General features: G+C 56.1%; 13 protein-coding genes. 2 read left to right on the top strand and 11 right to left on the bottom strand.

The window, feature by feature from the left end; all coding sequences use genetic code 11:
- On the bottom strand, window positions 1-349 hold a 349-nt coding region (locus RBR60_RS14240), incomplete at its 3' end, for a hypothetical protein (RefSeq protein ID WP_413815472.1).
- A 477-nt stretch (window positions 350-826) separates the two neighbouring features.
- The gene (locus tag RBR60_RS14235) at window positions 827-4,027 is read right to left on the bottom strand and encodes an EAL domain-containing protein (RefSeq protein ID WP_320357956.1); all 3,201 of its coding nucleotides are present in this window, start codon (window positions 4,025-4,027) and stop codon (window positions 827-829) included.
- Between the two features lie 416 nt (window positions 4,028-4,443).
- Here RBR60_RS14235 and RBR60_RS14230 point away from each other — a divergent pair, with 416 nt between their 5' ends.
- Complete coding sequence (locus RBR60_RS14230) at window positions 4,444-8,661, top strand: acyl-CoA dehydratase activase (RefSeq protein WP_320357954.1); 4,218 nt, start codon at window positions 4,444-4,446, stop codon at window positions 8,659-8,661.
- Between the two features lie 280 nt (window positions 8,662-8,941).
- The gene (locus tag RBR60_RS14225; protein WP_320357952.1) at window positions 8,942-10,147 is read left to right on the top strand and encodes an MFS transporter; all 1,206 of its coding nucleotides are present in this window, start codon (window positions 8,942-8,944) and stop codon (window positions 10,145-10,147) included.
- A gap of 14 nt (window positions 10,148-10,161) precedes the next feature.
- On the opposite strand, the gene RBR60_RS14220 is transcribed toward RBR60_RS14225, so the two are convergent.
- The 9 genes from RBR60_RS14220 to RBR60_RS14180 all read right to left on the bottom strand — a co-directional run.
- Complete coding sequence (locus tag RBR60_RS14220; protein ID WP_320357950.1) at window positions 10,162-11,148, bottom strand: hypothetical protein; 987 nt, start codon at window positions 11,146-11,148, stop codon at window positions 10,162-10,164.
- 12 nt (window positions 11,149-11,160) lie between these two features.
- A complete protein-coding gene (locus RBR60_RS14215) occupies window positions 11,161-11,892 on the bottom strand; it encodes a nucleotidyltransferase family protein (RefSeq protein WP_320357948.1) in 732 nt (243 codons plus the stop codon).
- On the bottom strand, window positions 11,801-14,029 hold the full coding sequence (locus RBR60_RS14210; RefSeq protein ID WP_320357946.1) for an EAL domain-containing protein: 2,229 nt from the start codon (window positions 14,027-14,029) through the stop codon (window positions 11,801-11,803). The genes RBR60_RS14215 and RBR60_RS14210 overlap by 92 nt, the downstream gene beginning before the upstream one ends.
- A gap of 60 nt (window positions 14,030-14,089) precedes the next feature.
- Entirely contained in the window at window positions 14,090-15,916 is a 1,827-nt protein-coding gene (locus tag RBR60_RS14205; RefSeq protein ID WP_320357944.1) for a PAS domain-containing sensor histidine kinase, read from the bottom strand.
- 402 nt (window positions 15,917-16,318) lie between these two features.
- The gene (locus tag RBR60_RS14200; protein ID WP_320357942.1) at window positions 16,319-17,350 is read right to left on the bottom strand and encodes an XdhC/CoxI family protein; all 1,032 of its coding nucleotides are present in this window, start codon (window positions 17,348-17,350) and stop codon (window positions 16,319-16,321) included.
- The gene (locus RBR60_RS14195; protein WP_320357940.1) at window positions 17,347-18,210 is read right to left on the bottom strand and encodes an FAD binding domain-containing protein; all 864 of its coding nucleotides are present in this window, start codon (window positions 18,208-18,210) and stop codon (window positions 17,347-17,349) included. The genes RBR60_RS14200 and RBR60_RS14195 overlap by 4 nt, the downstream gene beginning before the upstream one ends.
- Window positions 18,207-18,707, bottom strand: a complete 501-nt coding sequence (locus RBR60_RS14190) for a (2Fe-2S)-binding protein (RefSeq protein ID WP_320357938.1) — start codon at window positions 18,705-18,707, stop codon at window positions 18,207-18,209. The genes RBR60_RS14195 and RBR60_RS14190 overlap by 4 nt, the downstream gene beginning before the upstream one ends.
- A gap of 105 nt (window positions 18,708-18,812) precedes the next feature.
- Complete coding sequence (locus RBR60_RS14185; RefSeq protein ID WP_320357936.1) at window positions 18,813-19,052, bottom strand: hypothetical protein; 240 nt, start codon at window positions 19,050-19,052, stop codon at window positions 18,813-18,815.
- A gap of 254 nt (window positions 19,053-19,306) precedes the next feature.
- Window positions 19,307-20,458, bottom strand: a 1,152-nt coding sequence (locus tag RBR60_RS14180; protein WP_320357934.1) for a xanthine dehydrogenase family protein molybdopterin-binding subunit, incomplete at its 5' end; no start/stop codon positions are given.

Below are 20,458 nucleotides of genomic sequence, written 5' to 3'. Positions count from 1 at the left end.
CCACGGCCCGGGCCGTGACATGGAAGACGGCGGGAAGCAGCTCGCCTGCCATCTTGTACATGTTGGGGATCATGAGCAAAAGCCCCTGGGAGGCCGTGAAGGTGGAGGTGAGCGCCCCTGCGGCCAGAGCGCCATGCACAGCGCCTGCGGCACCGGCTTCGGACTGCATTTGACGCACGGTGACGGGCTGACCGAAAAGGTTTTTACGTCCGTCCGCAGCCCAGGCATCTGCAATCTCACCAATGGGGGAGGACGGGGTGATGGGATAGATGGCGGCCATGTCGCTGAAGGCATAGGCCACGTGGGCTGCGGCGGTGTTGCCGTCGATGGTCATCATTTTTTTCGACATCGGAATTTTTCCTTTGGTTGGTGTTTCCCGTTCAGAGCTTTTGTTCCGTGAATCTGGAGAGCGGGGCGGTGCATGGCGCGGAAAAGATACGGTCTGTCCAGGGGAGCGGCGGATCAGCGCCGTCCAGGTCCGGTTTGATTGAGGATTGCTCTTTTGCTTTGTTAAACCGGGCCTTTAGTATTTTTACAGACCTGTTATGCGTTTTCTGTACCATGGCATCCGACCTTTGACTCCCTTCAGATGCGCCCACCGGCCGGGGGTTCGCCCGGTCACACGGTGGGCAGGCTTGGCCTTGTCATGAAGGGGAGGACGGAACGTTTCTTTGTCCGAATGGGAAACCTTATGAAAATACCGGGTTTTCCGGTTAAGGATTCCTGAAGCATATTCGTAAACAGGGAACTTAGTATGAAGGCGTCGAATTTGTAAAGATTAAAATTTTAAGGTGTGCACAGAATGCTCATGCAGAAGGGAGGGAGGTCAGAGGATTGTGAGGGGGCGCAGACTGGACCTCTTGGACACGAGTTCCCGGAAGGCGTCCGGCGGCAGGGGACGCGAGAAAAGATAGCCTTGGATCATGTCGCATTTGTGGCTGCGGAGGAAGGCAAGCTGGGCTTCGGTTTCCACGCCTTCGGCCACTACTTTGAGACCGAGGCTGTGGGCTAGGGAGAGAATGGAGAGAACAATGGCAGCATCATCCCGGTTATGGGGGATTTCCTGGATAAAGGATTTATCAATTTTAAGAACCTGGATGGGGAAGCGTTTCAGGTAGCTTAAGGAAGAATAGCCTGTGCCAAAATCATCCACGGCAAAGCGGATGCCCATCTGGGAAAAACGGCAGAGGGTATCGATGGCTGCGCTGGCGTCTCCCATAATGACACTTTCCGTCAGCTCCAGCTCCAGGAGTTGGGGAGGGAGCCCTGTTTTTTTCAGGAGAACATCAATCTGAGAGGTGAGTTCTTTTTGCTGGAACTGGCTTGCCGAGAGATTCACAGCGATGGAGAGATCGGTAAACCCCATCTTTTGCCAGAGGGTAGCTTCTTCCAAAGCTTTTTCCAGAACCCATGCGCCGATGGGAAGAATCAGCCCGGTGTCTTCGGCAAGGGGGATAAAGCTGACCGGAGAGACCGGAGGGCCGTCCGCAGGCTGCCAGCGCAAAAGGGCTTCTGCACCAATGATTTTTCCGGAGATGAGATCTACCTTGGGTTGGAAAACCAGATGGAATTCTTGTTTTTCCATGGCTTTGCGCAGTCGGGTTTCCAGGTCCATGCGTTGGAGGGCCTGGGCGTTCATGGCAGGGGCAAAAAGGGAGATGCGGTTTTTTCCGGCCTGTTTGGCGCGGTACATGGCGGTTTCCGCGTTTTTGAGAAGGGTTTCCTCATCCTTTCCATCATCCGGGAAAAAAGCCATCCCCATGCTCAAGGTTGCAAAATATTCCCGGTCTTCCAGGCTGAAGGGCCGACTGAGCAGATCCTGCAGGCGGCTGGCCACGCTGACTGCGGCCTGGGAGGTCTGAATGCGGGGCAGGACCAGGACAAATTTATCCCCTGCAAAACGGGCCAGGGTTTCATCTTCCCGGGTATGTCGGGCAAGGCGAGCGGCCATTTCCTTGAGAATCCGGTCTCCGATGATGTGCCCCAGGGAGTCATTGACATTTTTAAAGTTGTCCAGATCGAGGAAGAGTACAGCCAGTTTTTCATTGTGGTAACGGGCATGGGAGAGGGCTCTTTCCAGGCGGTCTGTGAGCATGCGCCGGTTGCCAAGGCCTGTGAGAGCATCGTGAAAGGTCTGAAAATGCAGGGCTTCCTTGCTGGTTTTAAGTTCGCTGATATCGTGGAAGACGCCAATGTATCGGACGGTTTCCCCGATCTCATTGCGTACGGCCGTGATGGCCAGCCACTGGGGATAGGTTTCTCCGTTTTTTCTGCGGTTCCATATTTCGCCACTCCACTCGCCCCGATGGATGAGAGAATCCCACATTTCTTTATAAAATTCAGGCGTATGCAGGTCGGATTTGAGGATGCGCGGATTCTGGCCCATGGCGTCTTCGGGGCTGTAGCCCGTGATGAAAGAAAAGGCCGGGTTCACACGATCAATGAGGCCTTCTGCGTTTGTGATACAGATGCCTTCGATGGTGTTCTGAAATACGGTATCTGACAGGAGCAAGAGTTTCTCGTATGCTTTTTTTTCTGTGATTTCATGCCCGTACAGGTACCATGCCTTTTTGTCGTCAATGGGACAGGCGGTAAACAAGAAAGTCCGGTCAGAGGCCTCCACCTCCACAGAGCGGGGGCTGTTGTGCCGGGCGCAGTCTGTGACGACCTGCTGCCAGAGAGGGGGGATTTCCTCGCCCTCGACCAGGCGCCATTCCGTCAGTTGTTCCATGGCGGCCTTATTCATGTAGTCCAGGACAAAATCCTGGCGGATACGCAGTACGGGATGGGGATTTTCATCGGGAAAACGGGCCAGGAGTCGGGCTTTTTCCTCAGAGTTCCTGCGCTGGGCGATCTCCCTTTCCAGGGCGTCACGATGGTTCTGGATATGGTCCATGAAACGATTGAAATAATGAGCCAGCTCGCCGGGTTCTCCGCCCGTGCGGGTGTGTACACGCAGGGAAAAATCACCTTTTTCCGCTTCTTTCATGGTGCGGGTCAGGTTCTCGATGGGCCGGGTGATGGAGCGGCCCAGCCAGGCGGTAAGGGGAACCAGAATGAGGATATAGAGAAAAAAGCCCAGGGCCAGGGTTTGCCCCAGATTGCGAAGTGGCGCATTGAACTCTTCCATATAGCCAGTGGCAGCCACCACGAAGTCCAGCTCCGGAATGCGGATGGAAAGCACCACTTTTTCCCTGGGAGCAGGATCCGCAGGGTTCTGCCAGCGATAGTGGTGTATGGTTTGATTGGCCTGGATGATTTTCCGGATAATGGGTTTACCTTCGGTATCCAGCCATTCTCCGATATTCTGGGGTTGGATGAAGGGGTGGATGAGGAGTTCGCCTTTGGTGTCAAGGAGCAGGGCGTAGCCGCTGTCTCCGAATTTTAGATCGTGAATGGCGTGACGGAAATCCTCGATGCGCAGAAGATCCCGGAATTCCTCCCTGTAGGATGAAGCGGAAACAATCCAGTCCCAGGGTTCAAAGTAGCCCATGTGCAGGGCTTTGGGGCGTGTTTTTTCTTCGCCTGGGTTTTTCCATTCGTATTCAATATATCCGTCCCGGGTTTTGGTCTGATCGCGCACAAAATCAAAGTGACTCATGTTTTCGCCCACAAGGGTGGGATCCATGTGATGCTGGAGAGCCCCCTGGCTGTCCAGAACATAAATGTAACCCGTATGGCCGATGGGCTGAATGCGGAAGAAGGCCTTGGCCCGTTCCTGGGCCTCTTCTTTGGAAAGAATACCAGAAAGTACCTGGTTGTGCAGGGCATGGAGGGTTTTCAGGTTGGTTTCCACCACGGAGCGCAGATGGTTGCGGATGGAAACATCCGCTGCGGTGCGGACAAGGTTATGAATGGTTCGGGTTGTGTTTTCAAACTCCGTGCGCATGTGACGCTCAATGGTGAAACGCAGGAGGAAGTTGGCACCCAGTCCCGCGAGGGAAAGGGCGAGGATAAAGAGTGTCAGGTAACTGACCAGCATGCGGTTGCGGATGGGAAGTTGCAGGAATTTCTGATGAAGTGACATCAAGAGAACCCGTCTGGTCAGGGGTGGATATGGATTGCGAACAAGGTTTCAAAACAGCATAGAAGAGGGGCGGGGATTTGTCAATTTCATGGATGTCGCGGTTTTGCAAAGAGAGGTGATTTTCTGGTGGGAAATACTGTTTTTTTTAAAAAACCTTCCCCACCCTTGCACCTCCGGGGTTCCGATGATACCGGATAACAAGCTTGCTGTTTTCTCGCCTTCTTGAAGATTACCCGCCTTTTCTTATTTTTTGACAGAAGTTTCATTTTAAAATCCATGCTGCGGCATCTCCCAGAGGGTAGGAAGCAAGCCCGCAGGCATTACAGCGGACCAGAAAAGACATTGTAAGAAATGGCAAGCGTTTTTCCTGTATTTGCCCCTCGCGCAGTATGTTCCTTTGAAGGAGGTTTTTTCCGATGCAGATTAAAAAATCCTGGATACTTGGCGTGGACACAGGGTCTGTCGCCATCGGTATGGCCCTTGTGGACAATACCGGGAAGGTGGGGCGGACAGCCTATGCCTTCCACCATGGCGACATTGCCGGAACGCTCACAAAGCTTTTGCAGGATTTTGAAAAGGACGCGCCCGCAGCCGTGGTCACCACTGGCAGAGCTGAGGGATATTTTAAAGCCGATGCCCATTACGATGACAAGGTGGCCCTCATCGCCGCCCTGCGGCAAAGGCATGCCCAGGCCCGATCCGCTCTGGTGGTGGGTGGGGAGAAATTCGGTCTCATCCGTTTTGACGGTGAAGGGGCTTATCAGAGCTTCCGGGGCAACACCTCCTGTGCTGCGGGTACGGGCAGCTTTCTCGATCAGCAGGCGGGGCGTCTTGGGCTTAAAGATGCGGCTGATCTTGCCCGTACGGCGAACACCCACGGAGGCGAGCCCCCGAAAATTGCTTCCCGTTGCGCCGTTTTCGCCAAAACCGATCTCATCCATGCCCAACAGGAAGGCTATTCCCATGCGGCCATCTGCGATGGTCTCTGTCATGGCCTGGCACGCAATGTGGTGGATACCGTTTTGTCCGACAGTCTGTGGGCCGGGCCTGTGATCATGGTGGGCGGGGTTGCAAGGAACGCTGCCGTATTGCGACACATTGAGGCCTTGGTGGGTGAAAAGCTGGAAACCGATCCCCTGGCCCACCTTTTCGGAGCCCTGGGGGCGGCCCTGCACCATCACAGCCTGGGTCTTTTTTTGGAAAATCCGTGTGCATGGCCCCTTGTCGTTCAGTCCAGAAAGGAAAAAACCCGTTCCGCCACCCATTATCCGCCCTTAACCCTTGCCCTTTCTCCATGGCCGGAGTTCGGAGGGGTGCGTTCCCATCTTTTCCATCCGGAACAGAGCGAAGGACCGGACGTGGAGGTAGAGCTTTATATTCTTCCGGAAAATATGGGTGATGAGCCCCGGATTCTTGGGGTGGATATTGGTTCCACCAGTACCAAGGCCATCCTGATCGGTCCGGAAGGGGAGGTGGCTGCCGGGTTTTATACCCGGACCCAGGGCAGGCCTCTGGCTGCCATTTGTGCCATCCTGGAAGCCTTAGACGGGGTAAGACGGGAGACGGGTCTTGATATCCCCATCCGGGGCTGCGCCACCACGGGTTCCGGCAGAAAATTTGTGGGCGGAATTATAGGCGCAGATCTGGTGCTGGATGAAATCACGGCCCATGCACGGGCCGCCTGTTCTCTGGATCCCCGTGTGGACACCATCATTGAGATCGGCGGTCAGGACGCCAAGTTCACCACCCTGAAGGATGGGCGGGTGACCAGCTCTGTGATGAACAATGTCTGTGCTGCAGGTACGGGCAGTTTCATCGAGGAACAGGCCCAGAAGCTGAGCGTTGCCATTTCCGATTATGCCCGCCTCACAGACGGTGTGGCAGCTCCCCTTTCCAGTGACCGGTGTACGGTTTTCATGGAGAGGGATCTCAACCACTATCTGGCCGAAGGGTGTTCCGTGGAAGAGGTTCTGGCCAGCGCCCTGCATGCGGTGCGGGAAAATTACCTTCTCAAGGTGGCCACGGAAAGCCGCATCGGCGAGGTGGTTTTTTTCCAGGGAGCCACAGCCCGGAACCGTTCCCTTGTGGCGGCCTTTGAACAGCGTCTGCAAAAACCCATACTCGTGTCCCGATACTGTCACCTCACCGGTGCCCTGGGGGCTGCCCTGGCCCTGGCGGAAACCCTTCCGGAGATCAGCCATTTCCGGGGAATCGATATTTATAAAAGCCCCATTCCCATTTCAAACGAGGTCTGCACCCTCTGCACCAATCACTGCAAGCTCACCGTGGCTGAAGTGGCGGGTGCGAAGGTGGCCTATGGCTTCCTCTGCGGCAGGGATTATGAAACTAAGGGATTTGTGAATCGTAATAAAGCGGGTTTTTCCTTAAAAAAGGCAAGGCAGAAGGCCCTTTCCTTCACCGCTTCGGTCACGGTGGCAGACGAGGTAACCATCGGGATTCCTGCGGCCCTGCATCTCTATGAGGACCTGGGGTTCTGGAAGACCTTTTTTGATCGCCTGGGCTTTCCTGTGAAAAGCAGTGAGGCCTGGGCCGATGGCCTTCGCAGGGGTAAGCTTCTGAGCGGAGCGGAGTTCTGTGCACCCATGTCCGTGATGCATGGTCATGTGGACTGGCTTTTAAAGGAGGCGGACTACGTTTTCCTTCCTTTCTATTTTGAGGAAAAACGTTCGGATCGTACGGCCCGTCGGCAGTACTGCTATTATACCCAGTTTGTGCCTGCCCTCACTTCCTCTCTGGATCCGGAGCGGGTTTTACGGCCCACGGTGCGTTATCTTTATCCGGATCTGCACACCAAAATGGATCTTTACCGGATGCTGCGGCGGATCAGTCGCAGGGATATCGGTTTTCTGGAGGTTTCCAGGGCCTGGGATGTGGCCACCCGCTTTCAGGAGGAAACACGTAAGAAGCTCCAGGAAATCGGCGAAAAAGCAAAGCAGGGGGACGATGTCCGTGTGCTGCTTCTGGGACGTCCCTATAATGTCCTGCCCTCATGGGCCAACAAGGGGATTCCGGAAATTTTTGAGTCTCTCGGCGTCCGCCCCTATTTTCAGGATATGCTGGCCCATGGTCCTGAAGCGGATACGGCCATCCGGCCCCTTCTGGAAACCGTTCACTGGCGATATGCGGCCCGCATTCTTTCCACTGTCGAGGCAGCGGCAAAAACACCGGGGCTTTATCCTGTCTTTGTAACGGCTTTCAAGTGTGCGCCGGACAGCTTTATTCTGGATTATGCCAAAACCCTGCTGGAAGCCTGGGACAAGCCTTATCTGGTGCTGGAGCTGGATGAACACGATTCCAGCGTGGGCTATGAGACCCGTATTGAGGCGGCCATCCGGGCTTTCCGCAACCACCACGCGGGCGACAGGGGGGCCATGGCTTCTCCGGATATGAGCGGGGTGAATCCTGACCTTGCTACCAGTTTTCAGGGAAAAACCCTGGTGCTCCCCAACTGGGATACCATCACCTGCCGCCTTCTGGCCGCCAATCTCCGTCGGGAAGGGGTGCGGGTGATTGTGATGGAGGAAAGTGAGGCCTCCATTCGGCGCAGTCTGCGGTTCAATACGGGGCAATGCATTCCCGTGAATGCCATCGCCGAAGCCTATGTGGAAACCATCGACCGCCATGGGCTGAAGCCCGCTGACACCCTGCTCTGGATGATGGCCTCAGATATTGCCTGCAACATCAAGCTTTATCCCCACCACATCAAAAGCCTTCTGGCGCGTTATGGAAAGGACTACGCCGAGGCTGGGGTCTATGTGGGGGATCTCTCCTTTATCGAGTTTTCCATGCGTTCGGCCTTTAACGCCTATCTGGCCTATTTCTTCGGCGGACTTCTGCGCAGGCTGGTGTGTAAGATCCGGCCGGGCGAAAAGGTTCCGGGCATGACGGATGCGGTGCTGGAAAAGGCCATGGAAGTGATGGAGGCCGCTTTCACTGGTGCCAAGAACAAGGAAGAAGCGGCAAGGGAGGTGGTGGCCATGTTTTCCGCCATTCCGAGGGACAGGGTCGAAAGGGTGAAGGTGGCCATTTTCGGGGATATTTATGTCCGGGACAATGATGTGATGAACCAGGATCTGGTGCGTTTCATCGAGGCCCACGGCGGTGAGGTGATCACAACGCCCTACAGCGATTATGCACGGATGACAGCGGAGGTTTATTTCCGTAAATGGTTCAATGAGGGTAAATACAGAAACCTGCTTTCCTACAAGCCGCTCCTTGCAGCCCTTTCCCGGCTGGAGTGGATGTACTACCGTCATTTTGAGCCACTTCTGGAAGAAACGAGGCCTGAATTTGATGCCTCTCCGGAAAAAATTCTTGGGGATTATGGCGTTTCCATTGAAAACAATGGGGAGTCCATGGATAACCTGCTGAAGGTGTTTTATCTGCACAAGCATCATCGGGATCTCGGGCTTTTTGTCCAGGTGAGTCCGGCCTTTTGTTGCGCTTCCCTTGTGACGGAGGCCATGGCAGCCCGTATTGAGGAAAAAACCGGGGTGCCCGTAGTGTCCATCACCTATGACGGTACCGGCGGTCTCAGGAACCAGGACCTTGCGCCCTATCTGGCCTTTCCCAGAAAACGGGCCGAAGGCGGAAGCTTGAGGGAGGCCTTGTAAGGCTGGGAAACACCCCGGTCGGTATTCCGGCCGGGGTGGAGCAGGTGGGGGGGCAGGCACCCCATACAGCAATGGTGCGTTTTGGGGGCACCATAAGAGCAAAGAAGAATGGAGGAAAGCGGCCCTCCGGAAGGGAGGCTTTCCCGGACAGCTTTGAGGCTTTGCCCCCGTCTTTTTTTTCGGTATGATCCCACAAGCCCGTTTTCTGCTCCCTGTTTTTCTCCCGGATTGTCGCCATGGGCAGGTGAGCTGGGGTTTCTTCTTTTAGAAGGTGCCTGCCATGACCCCCCTTTCTTTGGAAAAAACGTCTGAGGATACCCTTTTCTCCTTTGAGTTTATTATTTTAAGCCTGATCGCCTTTCTCGCCTTTTGTAACATCTCCATGTTTTACGGCTTCAATGCCTATCTGGAACATGCGGGCGTGCCTGCGGTCTGGCGCGGGGTACTGATCAGTCTGGAGCCCTTTACGGCTTTTGCCCTGAGGCCCCTTGTCAGCACCTTCATTTCTCCCCGTAACGGCATCAGAATTATGGGACTGGGGCTTCTCATTCTGGCCCTCTCCCTTGGGGGATACTCCCTTGCTCAGGATATCCGCCATCTGGTTCTGGTGAGAATCTGCCATGGTCTGGGGTTTGTGCTTCTGGTTTCCGCAGTGATCCATGTGCTGGTGCTGTTGATCCCCAAAAAAAGAAGCGGTCAGGGTTTTGGGGTGTTTACGGTCATGACCCTTCTGCCCTACGCCATTTTGCCGCCTCTCATGGAAAGGCTTCTGCCCTGGGCGCAAAGTGAGGTGAAAATTTACGTGCTGGGTGCCCCCCTTTTTCTCGCAGCCCTCCTGCTTCTGCTTCCCCTCTCTTCCTGCCTGAAGAAACGATGGGTGAGTCTGCCCGCTGAAGCCATGAAAAAGCCGGGATTTCAGGAGTTGGTTTCAGGCCTGAAGCATCCCGGCGTTCTCTCCCTTCTCTGGGTGAATTTTCTGGTTTTTACGGCAACCACCATGGTCTTTTTTTACATGAAAGATCACCTTTTACGTCTGGGGGCTTCCAATCCGGGGCTTTTTTTCACCCTGACAACGGCGGCCACCCTTTGGGTGCGTATTTTTTGCGGAAAGTTCATGGACGGCATCAACCGGGCCGGGATGCTGCTTTCTTTTCTCTGTCTTCTGGCTTTTACTCTCTGCTTTTTTTCCCTTTCCACAGCGCCCGTTCTGGTTTTGGGGCTGGCCCTTTTTTACGGCATGGTCATCGGTTTTCTCATGCCCCAGCTCAATGCCTTCATGTTTGACATCTCCCCTGTGCATCTCAAAGGGATGAACAGCAATCTCATGCTCTTTGCCATGGACGGAGGGTTTTTCATGGGGCCGCTTCTGGCAGGATTTCTCCTTGGAGCGGGCGTTTCCTATGCCGGTCTCTTTTCCCTTTTTGCCCTGCTTCCGGCCATGGGAATGCTCTGGATCTGGTCCATACGGCGGCTGGCGGCCCCATGAAAGTAAGGGAGATCTCAGTCCCTGCGGGTGGCTTCCCTGTCCTGTAAGAGGGTGGCCAGAATGTTTTCCGCTCGTTCTCCATACAGCTTTATGCCGGAAAGATTGGGTTCATGGAGAAGTTTCTGCATGAGAATGCCGTCGTCTCCGTACCAGCAGGGCAGGGCACCACCAAGGAAATAGGCCTGATGGCGGAGAATGTCTATGGCTGGAACCACCTCCGGCCTGCTGAGATCCAGAAAGACCTGAATCACGGTGCAGCCCTGATCCACAGCCTTGTTTTCCTTTTCTTTGAGAACAGCCTCAAAATCCCCACCCAGTTCGAAGACAGTGAAACGGGCCACACCTGCGCCTGCATAGAGGCTTTCCGTGAGTCTGCTTTCTGTATCCGTCAGGGGAGAGGATGCTGCAACAAAATCCCTTGAAAGAGTGAGGCCTTCGTAGAAAGAGGGCAGGATGTCGGCATAGGCGGGATGGAGATGCACCCTGCGGCGTTCGCTATCCTTCACCTTGAAACCGAGAATGGTAGAAACCCTTCCTTTGCTGCTTTTTTCCTTTTCGTAGGCCTCCGTTGGCATGAGATCGATTTCGATGCCGGTAAATTCGTGACCAAGACGGAGGCAGGCCTTCTGTACAAAAACATGGTTGCAGACCGACTCGCCCCAGAGCATATGAATACCCGCTCCCGGACAGACTTGCTGATGCAGGCAGTCCATGGTTTTATTTAAAAGATCCCGGTTGCGATAGTCTTTGAGTACGATTCCCTGACCGATTTCATAAAGCTGTCGGTTGGGAGAATCGGAACGATAGGCTGCGGTCTGCCCCACCACCCGGCCATTGACAAGGGCCAGCGCCCGAAAGAAATCCCCGGCTTTCTGGGCCGCAAAAATCGCTTCGGCATCATACACACTGGCAACGGGATAATGGTCGCCATACACGGCCCGGTACAGTTCCACAACACCGGGGGCATCTTCTTTCTGCATGAGACGAATCTGAAGATCCATGGTCTGTTCCTTTCATGGAGTGGGGGATGGATGGGCGGATCTGCCGGAGGACGGACAGGGGGAGCCGGAAAGTCTCTGCATGGAGCAGAGGCTCCGGTAGGCTTCCGGCGTATCCATATCCTTTACAATACCCGCATCCGGGCAGGGGATTTTAAGGGCAGCGCTTGTTTCAAGAAATTTTCTGAGCCCGCCTTCTCCGGAAAAGGCAAGAAGGCTGGGGATGAGTTTCGCACGGAGAAGGGGCGGATGCCCCCCTTCTTCCTGAAAAACGGGGATGAAGGCGTTTTTGTGGGGATGGGTTTCCATGGCATGCATCAGCGTGAGCAGGGTGGGGCAGGACACCAGGGGAATATCCACGGGATGGACAAAAAAGGCCTGCGTTTCCGGAGAAAGGGCGGCAAGGCCCCTCTGCACCGAAGAAAACATGCCCCTTTCCGGTGCGGGATTGGGCAGGATGCGGGCTTGAAAGCCCAGCGCCTTCAAGGCAGGGGTATTGTCTCCGCTGATCACGGTGATGGCATGAATACCTGCCCCTTTGTACAGGGTAATGAGATGTTCCACCACGGTGTGCTTTCCGAAGGGAAGCCCTGCCTTGTCTTTACCCATGCGGCTGGATTTTCCTGCGGCGAGAATAAGGGCAGAGACATTCTTTTTATGCACAGGGCAGGCTTTTGCGCTGGGCAAGCCATGTGAGGAGACCTTCTTCTTCCATGGGGCGGGCGAAAAGCCAGCCTTGTCCCTCATCACAACCCAGGGCCACAAGTGCCTTGCACTGGGCCTCGGTTTCCACGCCTTCGGCGGTGATGCCCATGCCAAGACTGTGTCCCAGCCCGATGACCATGCGGGCGATGCTGTCATCTTCCAGAATTTCGTGGATGAAACTGCGATCGATCTTAAGCCGCTGGGTATGCAGGTGGCGCAGAACGCTTAAGGAGGAAAAACCCGTTCCAAAATCATCAATGGCGACCTTGAAGCCTAAGTCCTGGATGGCGTTGAGCAGGGTCTGAATATGAGGCAGGTCGTCGGCAGCCATGGATTCGGTGATTTCCAGTTCAATTTGCGTTGGTGGAACGTTCGCGTCTTCTATGGCGATCTTCAGGGTGCGGATGAAGTCCGGGTCCCGGAGCTGGGCCTGGGAAATGTTGATGGCCATGATCAGATTTCCGTAGCCTGCTGCGGTCAGACGAGCAAGCTGCTGGCAGGCCGTACGCAGGACAAAGGTTCCGAGGGCGGTCATGAGTCCGGACTGTTCCGCAAGGGGGATGAAACGATCCGGCGGCACAAAGCCGCCATCCGCCGTACGCCAGCGGAGCAGGGCCTCTACGCCGCTGACCCCACCGTTGTGCAGATGGATTTTGGGCTGATAAACGAGGAAAAGATGCTGGGTGTCAAAGGCTTCCCGCAGACGGATGAGGAGTCGCATTCGTTCTCTCGCGTCCTGACCCATGGCTTCGGAAAAATACATGGTCGCTCCCCGTTGGCGCACCTTGGCCTGCTTGAGGGCCACGTGGGCGTCCTTGAGCAGCCGCGCACCGGGGCCCTCATGGAGGCTGAGCTGCACAAGCCCGATGGTGGCGGAAATCCGCACACTCTGGCCAAAGGCCTCGAAGCTTTCTGTGAACAGCTGATGCAGGGGCGCGGGAGCCACCTCATGGGAGGGGCCCAGCAGAGCGAAGATATCGCTGCCCAGCCGGGCGATGAGGCTTTGGGGCATCTCCCGTCCCAGTCTCCGGGAGATGGCGTGGAGAAGGGCGTCACCCATCTCATGGCCCAGGGTATCGTTGATGGCGGAAAAATCATCAATATCCAGAATGGCCAAGGTGGTGCTGGCCTTTTCCAGGGCCGGATCCTCCAGCACCTCAAGGAGACGATTGAGGTTGGGAATGCGCAGCATGGGATCCAGATAGGCCTGATCCACCAGCCTTCCGTAGAGAATGACATTTTCAAATCCAACGGCGATGCTGGCGCAGAAAACTTCCAGAAGATGCTGTTCCGTCTCCTCTAAGGGGCGACGGATATCCACAAAAGCGGCCACCCCGCGTCCGGCTTCCGCGCCAAAATACAAAAGGAGCCCAGGTTCATAGAGGTTGCGGCGCTCAGTGAGACAACGCTCCAGGCCGTTCTGGATCCAGGGAAGATCCAGCTGATCCAGGGGCTGATGCACCAGATGTCGGAAACTGCCCGCTGCTGCAATCACCCGCGCTGGTTCCCGACCGTTTTCCAGGCCTTGCTGGGCGCAGATCAGACCTTCGGGTGCCATCTGAAGAAGGGCGCAGAGCTGGGCGACCACGCCTTCGGCAAAGCGCTGCATGCCATTGAGTTTGTTCAGTTCCGTGCTGGCCTTCACCACCATTTCAAGGCCGCGTTGCATGTCGTCATGGGCGCGCATCTGGAGATAGGCCCGCACAGCCGTGGTAAGACTTGTGAAAAGCCTCACCTGGGTCAGTTCAGATTTGGTTTTGTAATCGTTGATATCGTAATTGCGGATGGTGTCCATTTCCGGTGCGTAACCGGGTTGTCCTGTGCGAAGAATGATGCGCAGATCCTTGCGCTGCATCCGTTCCCGCACATGACGTACCACCTGGAGGCCCGCATCTTCGGATTCCATGACCACATCCAGAAGGATTACGGCCAGATCCGGGGTATTCGCCACAATCTCGATGGCTTCTCCTCCGGAGTGGGCATGGAGCAGAGTCAGGGGGCGGCCTTCAATGGGAAGATCCCGCAGGGCCAGTTCCGTGGCCTGGTGCACATCGGTATCATCATCCACCACAAGGATTTTCCAGGGAGATGCCTGAAGGCCTGAGGAGGCGGATGGAATCTCATCCTCTTCAAGAAAGAGGATGTCATCATCAGTATGGGGAAGTTCGGGATGGCTCATGGGCGCCTCCTGGATTTACGGATGAAAAGGGCTGCCATGCTGTAAGAAGGTCACAATGTATCAGATCCTGGCCGGAGATGCCAGAGTCCGGGGGGCATCAATGGGCAGATTCAGGACCAGGGTGCTTCCCTGGCCGGGTTGGCTTTCCATGTGCACGCTTCCGCCCAGAAGTTCTGTCACAAGGGAGTAGACGATGTGCAGCCCCAGTCCGGACCCGCCCCTTCCCATCTGGGTGGTGAAGAAGGGATCAAAAATGCGCATGAGGTTTTGGGGCGCAATACCCCGACCGTTGTCACGGACCTCAATGCGTACATGGGTACTGGAAGAGGCGCGTCCTGTGATGTGCACCAAACCGCCATTTTGTCCCTCAAAGCCATGGACCACCGCATTGTTGACCACATTCATCAGCACCTGGGTGAGGGGGCCGGGATAGCTGTCCATACGAAGACCGGGGCTGACATCCTCACTGAGGCACACATGGCTCCGACGCAGGGTGGGGCTCAGGGTGAGTCGCAATTCATGGAGTACCTCGGCAAGCTCAAAGGGTCTGCGCTGGTAGCTGGATTGGTCCACGGCCACCTGTTTGAAACTTGCGATGAGCTCCGCAGCCCGTTGGAGATTGCGTTCGATCACTTCGCTGGACTCGTGAAAGCGGATGATGAAGCGATCCAGAACAGAACGCTTCAACCCCTTGGACACGGATGAATCAAAGTCACGTCCCAGGGTTCTGAGGGTGCTGGCCACCATGACGGCATTGCCGATGGGGGTATTGAGTTCGTGTGCCACACCCGCCACCAGGGCACCCAGACCGGCGAGTTTTTCGGAGCGGACCAGCTCATCCTGGGTGCGCTTGAGATCTTCAATGGCGGTCTCAAGGTCCCGGGTTCGTTCCGCTACACGGATTTCCAACTCCGTATTGAGTTTTTCCAGCGCGTTTTGGGCCTTACGTTGTTCCGTCACATCATAAAAGCTGATCATAAGATCCGGCCCTACCATGGCCCCGCCAAAGAGAAGGGTGCGATAAACGCCGTTTTTACAGCAGATGTTCAGCTCCATGGCATTGAACCCTGATTCTGTCTCCCTCAGGCCGTCCAGTCCCTTTTGCCAGAGATGCTGAACCTTCTGACGATAGGTCGGGTCCGGATAGGCGCGTTTCCACCAGTCCCGAATGTGGGGTACATCCTCCTGCGTATAGCCCAGAAGCTCCACCCAGCGACTGTTGATGGACAGGAGTCGGCCATCGGGTGCAATGAGGCAGAGGGGTACGGGTGCCAGCTCAAAGAGTTGGCGGAAGCGTTTTTCACTCTCCTGGAGGGCGAGGTTGGCCTGATGGGCGCGGGTGATATCCCGGAGTACGGTGACAAAACGCTTGCGCATGGAACCATCGGGGAGTCGGATGGTTCTGGCCGGATTGATGGTGATTTCAGCAATAAAAGGGGTGCCATCTTCTTTCTCATGCTGCCACAGGAAATGCTGGGGCCGACCGGCCATGGCTTCAGCCATGATGCGGTCGGCCTTTTCCACGGAGGGATGGCCGTTTTCCTGGCTTTTGGGTGACAGCAGGCCGGGGTGTTGGCCAATGAGCGCCTCCTGTGTGCGCCCGTAAAGGTGGAGTGCTGCGGGATTGCACGCAATAATGCGACTTTCTTCCACCAGCAGCATGGCGTCGTTGGCACTTTCCACCATTTCCCGGAATACGAGGAGTTCTGCTTCGGCGTTAAGGCGGGCGGCATCCAGCTCTCGTTGGGCCGTCAGGTCGTGATAGCTTGTGATAAGAAGGCTTTCTCCGCCTACTTTGCTCATGCGGCCGGAAACATCGGCAATGCGTAGACTGCCGTCGAGGCAGAGAAAAACGGCTTCGGTTCGGTATACCCCTTCGTCCGCCATCACCGCCCGGATGAAACGGGTCTGGGCTTGGGTGTCTTTCCAGAAAAGACCTTTTTCATAAAAAAGCTCTTGGATGTTTTCCGACGTGTGGCCGAAGAGATTGTGCCAGGCGGGGTTGCAGAAAGTTTTAAGGGGTTTTCTATCGGGCTGAGCAGGGTGCAGGACATGGGTACGGGAGCCTGCTGGAAAAGGAGGAAAAGCTCGTGCCGGTTCTGCAGGGAAGCCTCAGGCTCCTGCGGGACTTGGGGCATGGGCGTTTTTTTCTGATCGGGTGGGATTTGCGGCTGCATGGGGGCCTCCCTTTTGAGGCGGATCCTGTTTTTATGAAGATTCGGTTTTCCCGGCCCATGGGTTACGGGTTTTCCGGGGTTTTTGTCAGCCATTCTTTCAAGGGCAGCAGATCTATGCCCGTTGGTCATTCTGACGGAGAACTTCGATGGGTATGCCCCTGCGAATGGCAATCATTTCCCCGAGAATGCTCACGGCAATTTCCCCCGGTGTCTGTGCCCCAATGGCAAGGCCCACGGGGCAGTGTACTCGGGACAGGGCCTCTTCCCCGAAACCTTCCGCCCGCAGTTTTGCAAAAAGGGCTTCGCGTTTGCGGCGGCTGCCCACCATGCCGATGTAGCGGGCTTGGGTGTTTAAGGCCTGCTCCAGCACAACGTGGTCATGGTTGTGGCCATAGGTGGCAATGAGAATCCAGGTGGAAGGGGTAATGGAAAGTCCCTCCATGCAGCCCTTAAAACTTTCGATGCTGTGGACGGGAACATTTTCAGGAAAGGAGATGCTCCCAAGGTAGTCGTTGCGGTCATCGTAGATGCCGGGGTCAAAGCCTGCGGCAAGGGCCATGGGGCAGAGGGCCTGGGCGATGTGACCGGCTCCGAAGATCAGGAGACGGGTCTGGGGTTCAAGGCGGATGAAAAAACTTACCGATGAAGGCGGGCTTTCTTCCCTTAAGAAAAAGGCGGGGCCTTCCAGTATGCGGATGCGGCAGGGAAAAGCTTTGGATCTCTTTTCCATTTCCTCTTCTCTTTCATGGGAAAAAGAAACCTGAAAACCCGTGGAACACCTTTCCCCCAGATCCTTTAAAAGATTTTCAAGAAGAAAAAGCTCCGGACCTGCCCCTTGTTTCAGGGGAAGAAGGAGGAGGGAAGCACTGCCGCCACAGGGCATTCCTGCCATCTCCGGTGTCAGGCGGGCTTCCATGTGGCGGGCTTGTCCTTCTTCCATAACTTTCCTTGCCTGGGCCATGGCCTCCATCTCCAGTGCGCCGCCGCCCACACTGCCCTGGGTTTTGCCATCCCCTTTCACCAGCATGAGGGCCTTTTCATCGCCGGGTACAGAGCCCGTATGGGAGATGACGGCCACAAGGCAGGCAGAGGCTTTATCTTTAAGGATTTCCATGCAGGCACTGAGAATTTTCATGGCCGTCATGAGCGCTTTCCCCCGCAGTCAGAATCCCGGTAGAGGATCAGCCTTTGCAGGAGACTGGCGCTCACCTTTTTTCTGTAGTCCGCACTGGCCCGGATATCGCTGATGGGCTGCACCGCTTTTTGGGCGTAAAAGGCCGCTTCCTTGAGGCTTTCTTCCCGAAGGGGTTTTCCCATGAGGGCGGCTTCGGCTTCGGAAGAGCGGATGACCTTCGGCCCCACGCTGCCCCAGGCCAGACGGGCTTCCGCCACAAGGCCCTGTTCCATGCGGATCAGGGCAGCAAGGCTTGCCACGGCTATGGCCATGGCGTTGCGGTTGCCCACCTTCTCAAAGTGCTGGATGGGGGCGTTTTGGGGGATGGGAATCCGGATGCGGTGCAGAAGCTCGCCGGGTAACAGTGCCGTGCGGCCTGGACCTGTGATGAAGGCTTCCATGGAAAGGGTGCGCAGGCCCGTTTCCGAAAGAAGATCCAGGCGGGCTTCCAGCAGGAAGAGGGCGGGCAGGGTATCGCCTGCCGGAGATGCGGTGCAGAGATTGCCCCCGAGGGTGGCCATGTTCCGGAGGGCAGGTCCCCCCACGGAATCGGCTCCCTGGCAGAGCAGGGGCAGATGCTGGCGGGTCAGGGGATGGCTTGCCACTTCCTTTAGGGTGCAGGCGGCCCCGATGGAGATCTCCTCTCCTTCTCTTAGGATATCTCCCATGCCCTCCATGCGTTCAAGGCCGATGAGGGGGGGCAGGGCTTTTTGTTTCTGACGCAGGGCCACCAGAAGATCCGTGCCGCCCGCCATGAACCGGGCTTCGGGATACGCCTTTGCCATGGAAAGGAGCATTTCCTCTGTACGGGGAAAGAGGACGGGGTTCATGGCATCTCCTCTGGGGCTGTGAGGTTTTTTGCCGTATCTTCCACGGCATCAAGGATTTTCACATACCCTGTGCACCGGCAGAGGTTCCCCGAAAGGCCTTTGCGGATGTCTTCCCGATTCGCTTCAGGATGCTTTCGCAGGAGGGCCAGAGCCGTCATTTCCATGCCGGGAATGCAGTAGCCACACTGCACGGCTCCCTTTTCTTCAAAGGAGGTGATGAGCTTTTCTCCCACAGGATCTTTTTCAAGGCTTTCCACGGTTTCTATGCGGCGGCCTTCCAGCTGGGCGGCCAGCATGAGGCAGGAGAGCATGGGAAGGCCATCCACAAGGAGCGTGCAGGCCCCGCACTCGCCGGTTCCGCAGCCTTCCTTGGTGCCTGTGAGCTGAAGGTTTTCCCGAAGAAGATCCACCACCCTGCGTCCGGGCGCGACGGACAGGGAAAGGGGACTGCCGTTCAGAAAAAAGGAGATGGGGGAATTTTCAGGGGGTTTTGACATGGAACGATCTCCGGGAAAAGGATTTTTATCGCGTATGTCTGCCGGAAGGGCGGTCTCGCTGGATTGCTCCCGGTCTTTTTTTTAAGAGACAGCGGCCAGGCCCTTTCATTTGATATACACGACAAAGTTCTGATTGCTTTTCCAGTCAATGATCACATGGTTTCTGGTTACGCCCTCCTTGAAGGAGACTCCGAAAGTGGCTTTGTATCCGGCAGGTGCTCCGAGCTCATACACATCGTAGTATTTCTGGGAACAATATCCGGCGGCAGTGCTGTTATTCTGAAAAAGCAGGCTTCCCAGAGCAAGGCAGGTGAGGGTGTAAAGAATGAAGGCAATGGATTTCATGGTTGTTTCTCCTTTTTTTGTGTTTGTCTGTTTTGTTCCGGATCTTTATCGCTGAGGCGGGCGGCACCTCTGTTTTCATGTGAAACTTTCAGAATCTATGGGAGTGATGATACGGCACGGCAGTGTCACAGGGTTTCAATGCTTTCCACGGTGCCTTTCTCCTCTGCGTGCATAACCGCGTGTAGGCGCGTATAGGCGCGTGTAGACGTGCATAAACGCGCATCAATTCAGGGGGCTGTCGTGGATTGCAGCCCTCAATGGTTTTCCAGACTCCCCAGCACGGCTTCGGCCAGGATGGGCGCTTTGTGGATGCGTCTGCATCCCGCATCCCGCAAGGCATTGGCAATGGCGGGCAAAGGGCCGTTCATGGCCACCTCACCGATGCCCTTCATGCCAAAGGGCCCGCTTTCCTCTTCTTCCACAGGCGGGGCAAGGGAGAGGATGTCCGGCAGATCGAGGCTTCCCGGCATGAGATAGGTGGTAAAATCTTTGGTCTTCACAACCCCTTTTTCCGTAATGAAATCCTCGTACAGGGCATAGCCGATACCCTGGGCCACACCGCCCTGCACCTGCTGATCGAACATGGACGGATTGAGTACGGCCCCGCCGTCGGTGAGGGCGAGGTAGTCTTTCACCTGCACCCTGCCGGTGAGGGTGTCCACTTCCACCCGCGCAAGGTGGGCACCGTAGCCGAAAATCACATGGGGAAAGCCGATGAAAAAGCCCCTGGACGTATCCGGAACCTCCCGGCACACCGGTGCGATGAATTGACCAAGGCAGACCCTTTCCTCAAGGCTCATGAAAGAAGCGAGCTGTTTTAAAGAAACCGAGCGGCCGGAGGGTTCATGCCGTACCCGTCCCGGTTCCAGCACAAGCCCCTCATCATTTTGAAGAAAGAGGATGAGCCCCGCCCGGTTGATGAGGCGGCTTTTCAGCTCTTCGCAGGCGCTGATGAGGGCTTTTCCGAAGGTGTAGGTGGTGCGTCCTGCGGAGGAGGAACCGGAAGGATAGGCGCTGCGGGTATCGGGCTGGCGCACGCTGAGGGCCTCGGCACTCTGGCGGAGGATGTGGCCTGCAATCTGCAAAAAGGCACTGCTGTTGCCCTGTCCCATGTCCGTTACGGCATTGTGGACAATGAAGAGCCCCTTGGTGTCCATCTCGATTTTGGCGATGGCCGCGTCCCGCACCCCGCCTCCGTACCCTGCGGCATTGAAGACGGCGGCAAGGCCGGTTCCCCGGATGCAAAAGGGCGGGGCTTCCCTTTGCCATTGTCTGCGGGTCTGCCAGAGGGGATGGTTCCGGATGCCTTCAAGGCAGGCGGCAAGGCTGGTGGAGGATTCGAGAAGCACGCCTGCGCCGTTGGTATCTCCCCGGTGAAGGACATTCCGGAGGCGCAGCTCCAGGGG

Origin of the sequence: Desulfobotulus sp., from assembly GCF_034006065.1 — a bacterium.
Lineage (GTDB): Bacteria > Desulfobacterota > Desulfobacteria > Desulfobacterales > ASO4-4 > Desulfobotulus.
This window is presented reverse-complemented; position numbering and strand designations above follow the sequence as displayed.

What these genes read in the sequence shown, in the direction of transcription:
- RBR60_RS14225 (WP_320357952.1), top strand. Translation starts at nt 8,942, where the DNA reads ATGACCCCCCTTTCTTTGGAAAAAACGTCTGAGGATACCCTTTTCTCC.
- RBR60_RS14200 (WP_320357942.1), bottom strand. Translation starts at nt 17,350, where the DNA reads ATGACGGCCATGAAAATTCTCAGTGCCTGCATGGAAATCCTTAAAGAT.
- RBR60_RS14230 (WP_320357954.1), top strand. Translation starts at nt 4,444, where the DNA reads ATGCAGATTAAAAAATCCTGGATACTTGGCGTGGACACAGGGTCTGTC.
- RBR60_RS14215 (WP_320357948.1), bottom strand. Translation starts at nt 11,892, where the DNA reads ATGAGGGACAAGGCTGGCTTTTCGCCCGCCCCATGGAAGAAGAAGGTC.
- RBR60_RS14190 (WP_320357938.1), bottom strand. Translation starts at nt 18,707, where the DNA reads ATGTCAAAACCCCCTGAAAATTCCCCCATCTCCTTTTTTCTGAACGGC.
- RBR60_RS14220 (WP_320357950.1), bottom strand. Translation starts at nt 11,148, where the DNA reads ATGGATCTTCAGATTCGTCTCATGCAGAAAGAAGATGCCCCCGGTGTT.
- RBR60_RS14195 (WP_320357940.1), bottom strand. Translation starts at nt 18,210, where the DNA reads ATGAACCCCGTCCTCTTTCCCCGTACAGAGGAAATGCTCCTTTCCATG.
- RBR60_RS14210 (WP_320357946.1), bottom strand. Translation starts at nt 14,029, where the DNA reads ATGAGCCATCCCGAACTTCCCCATACTGATGATGACATCCTCTTTCTT.
- RBR60_RS14205 (WP_320357944.1), bottom strand. Translation starts at nt 15,916, where the DNA reads ATGGCGGACGAAGGGGTATACCGAACCGAAGCCGTTTTTCTCTGCCTC.
- RBR60_RS14185 (WP_320357936.1), bottom strand. Translation starts at nt 19,052, where the DNA reads ATGAAATCCATTGCCTTCATTCTTTACACCCTCACCTGCCTTGCTCTG.
- RBR60_RS14235 (WP_320357956.1), bottom strand. Translation starts at nt 4,027, where the DNA reads ATGTCACTTCATCAGAAATTCCTGCAACTTCCCATCCGCAACCGCATG.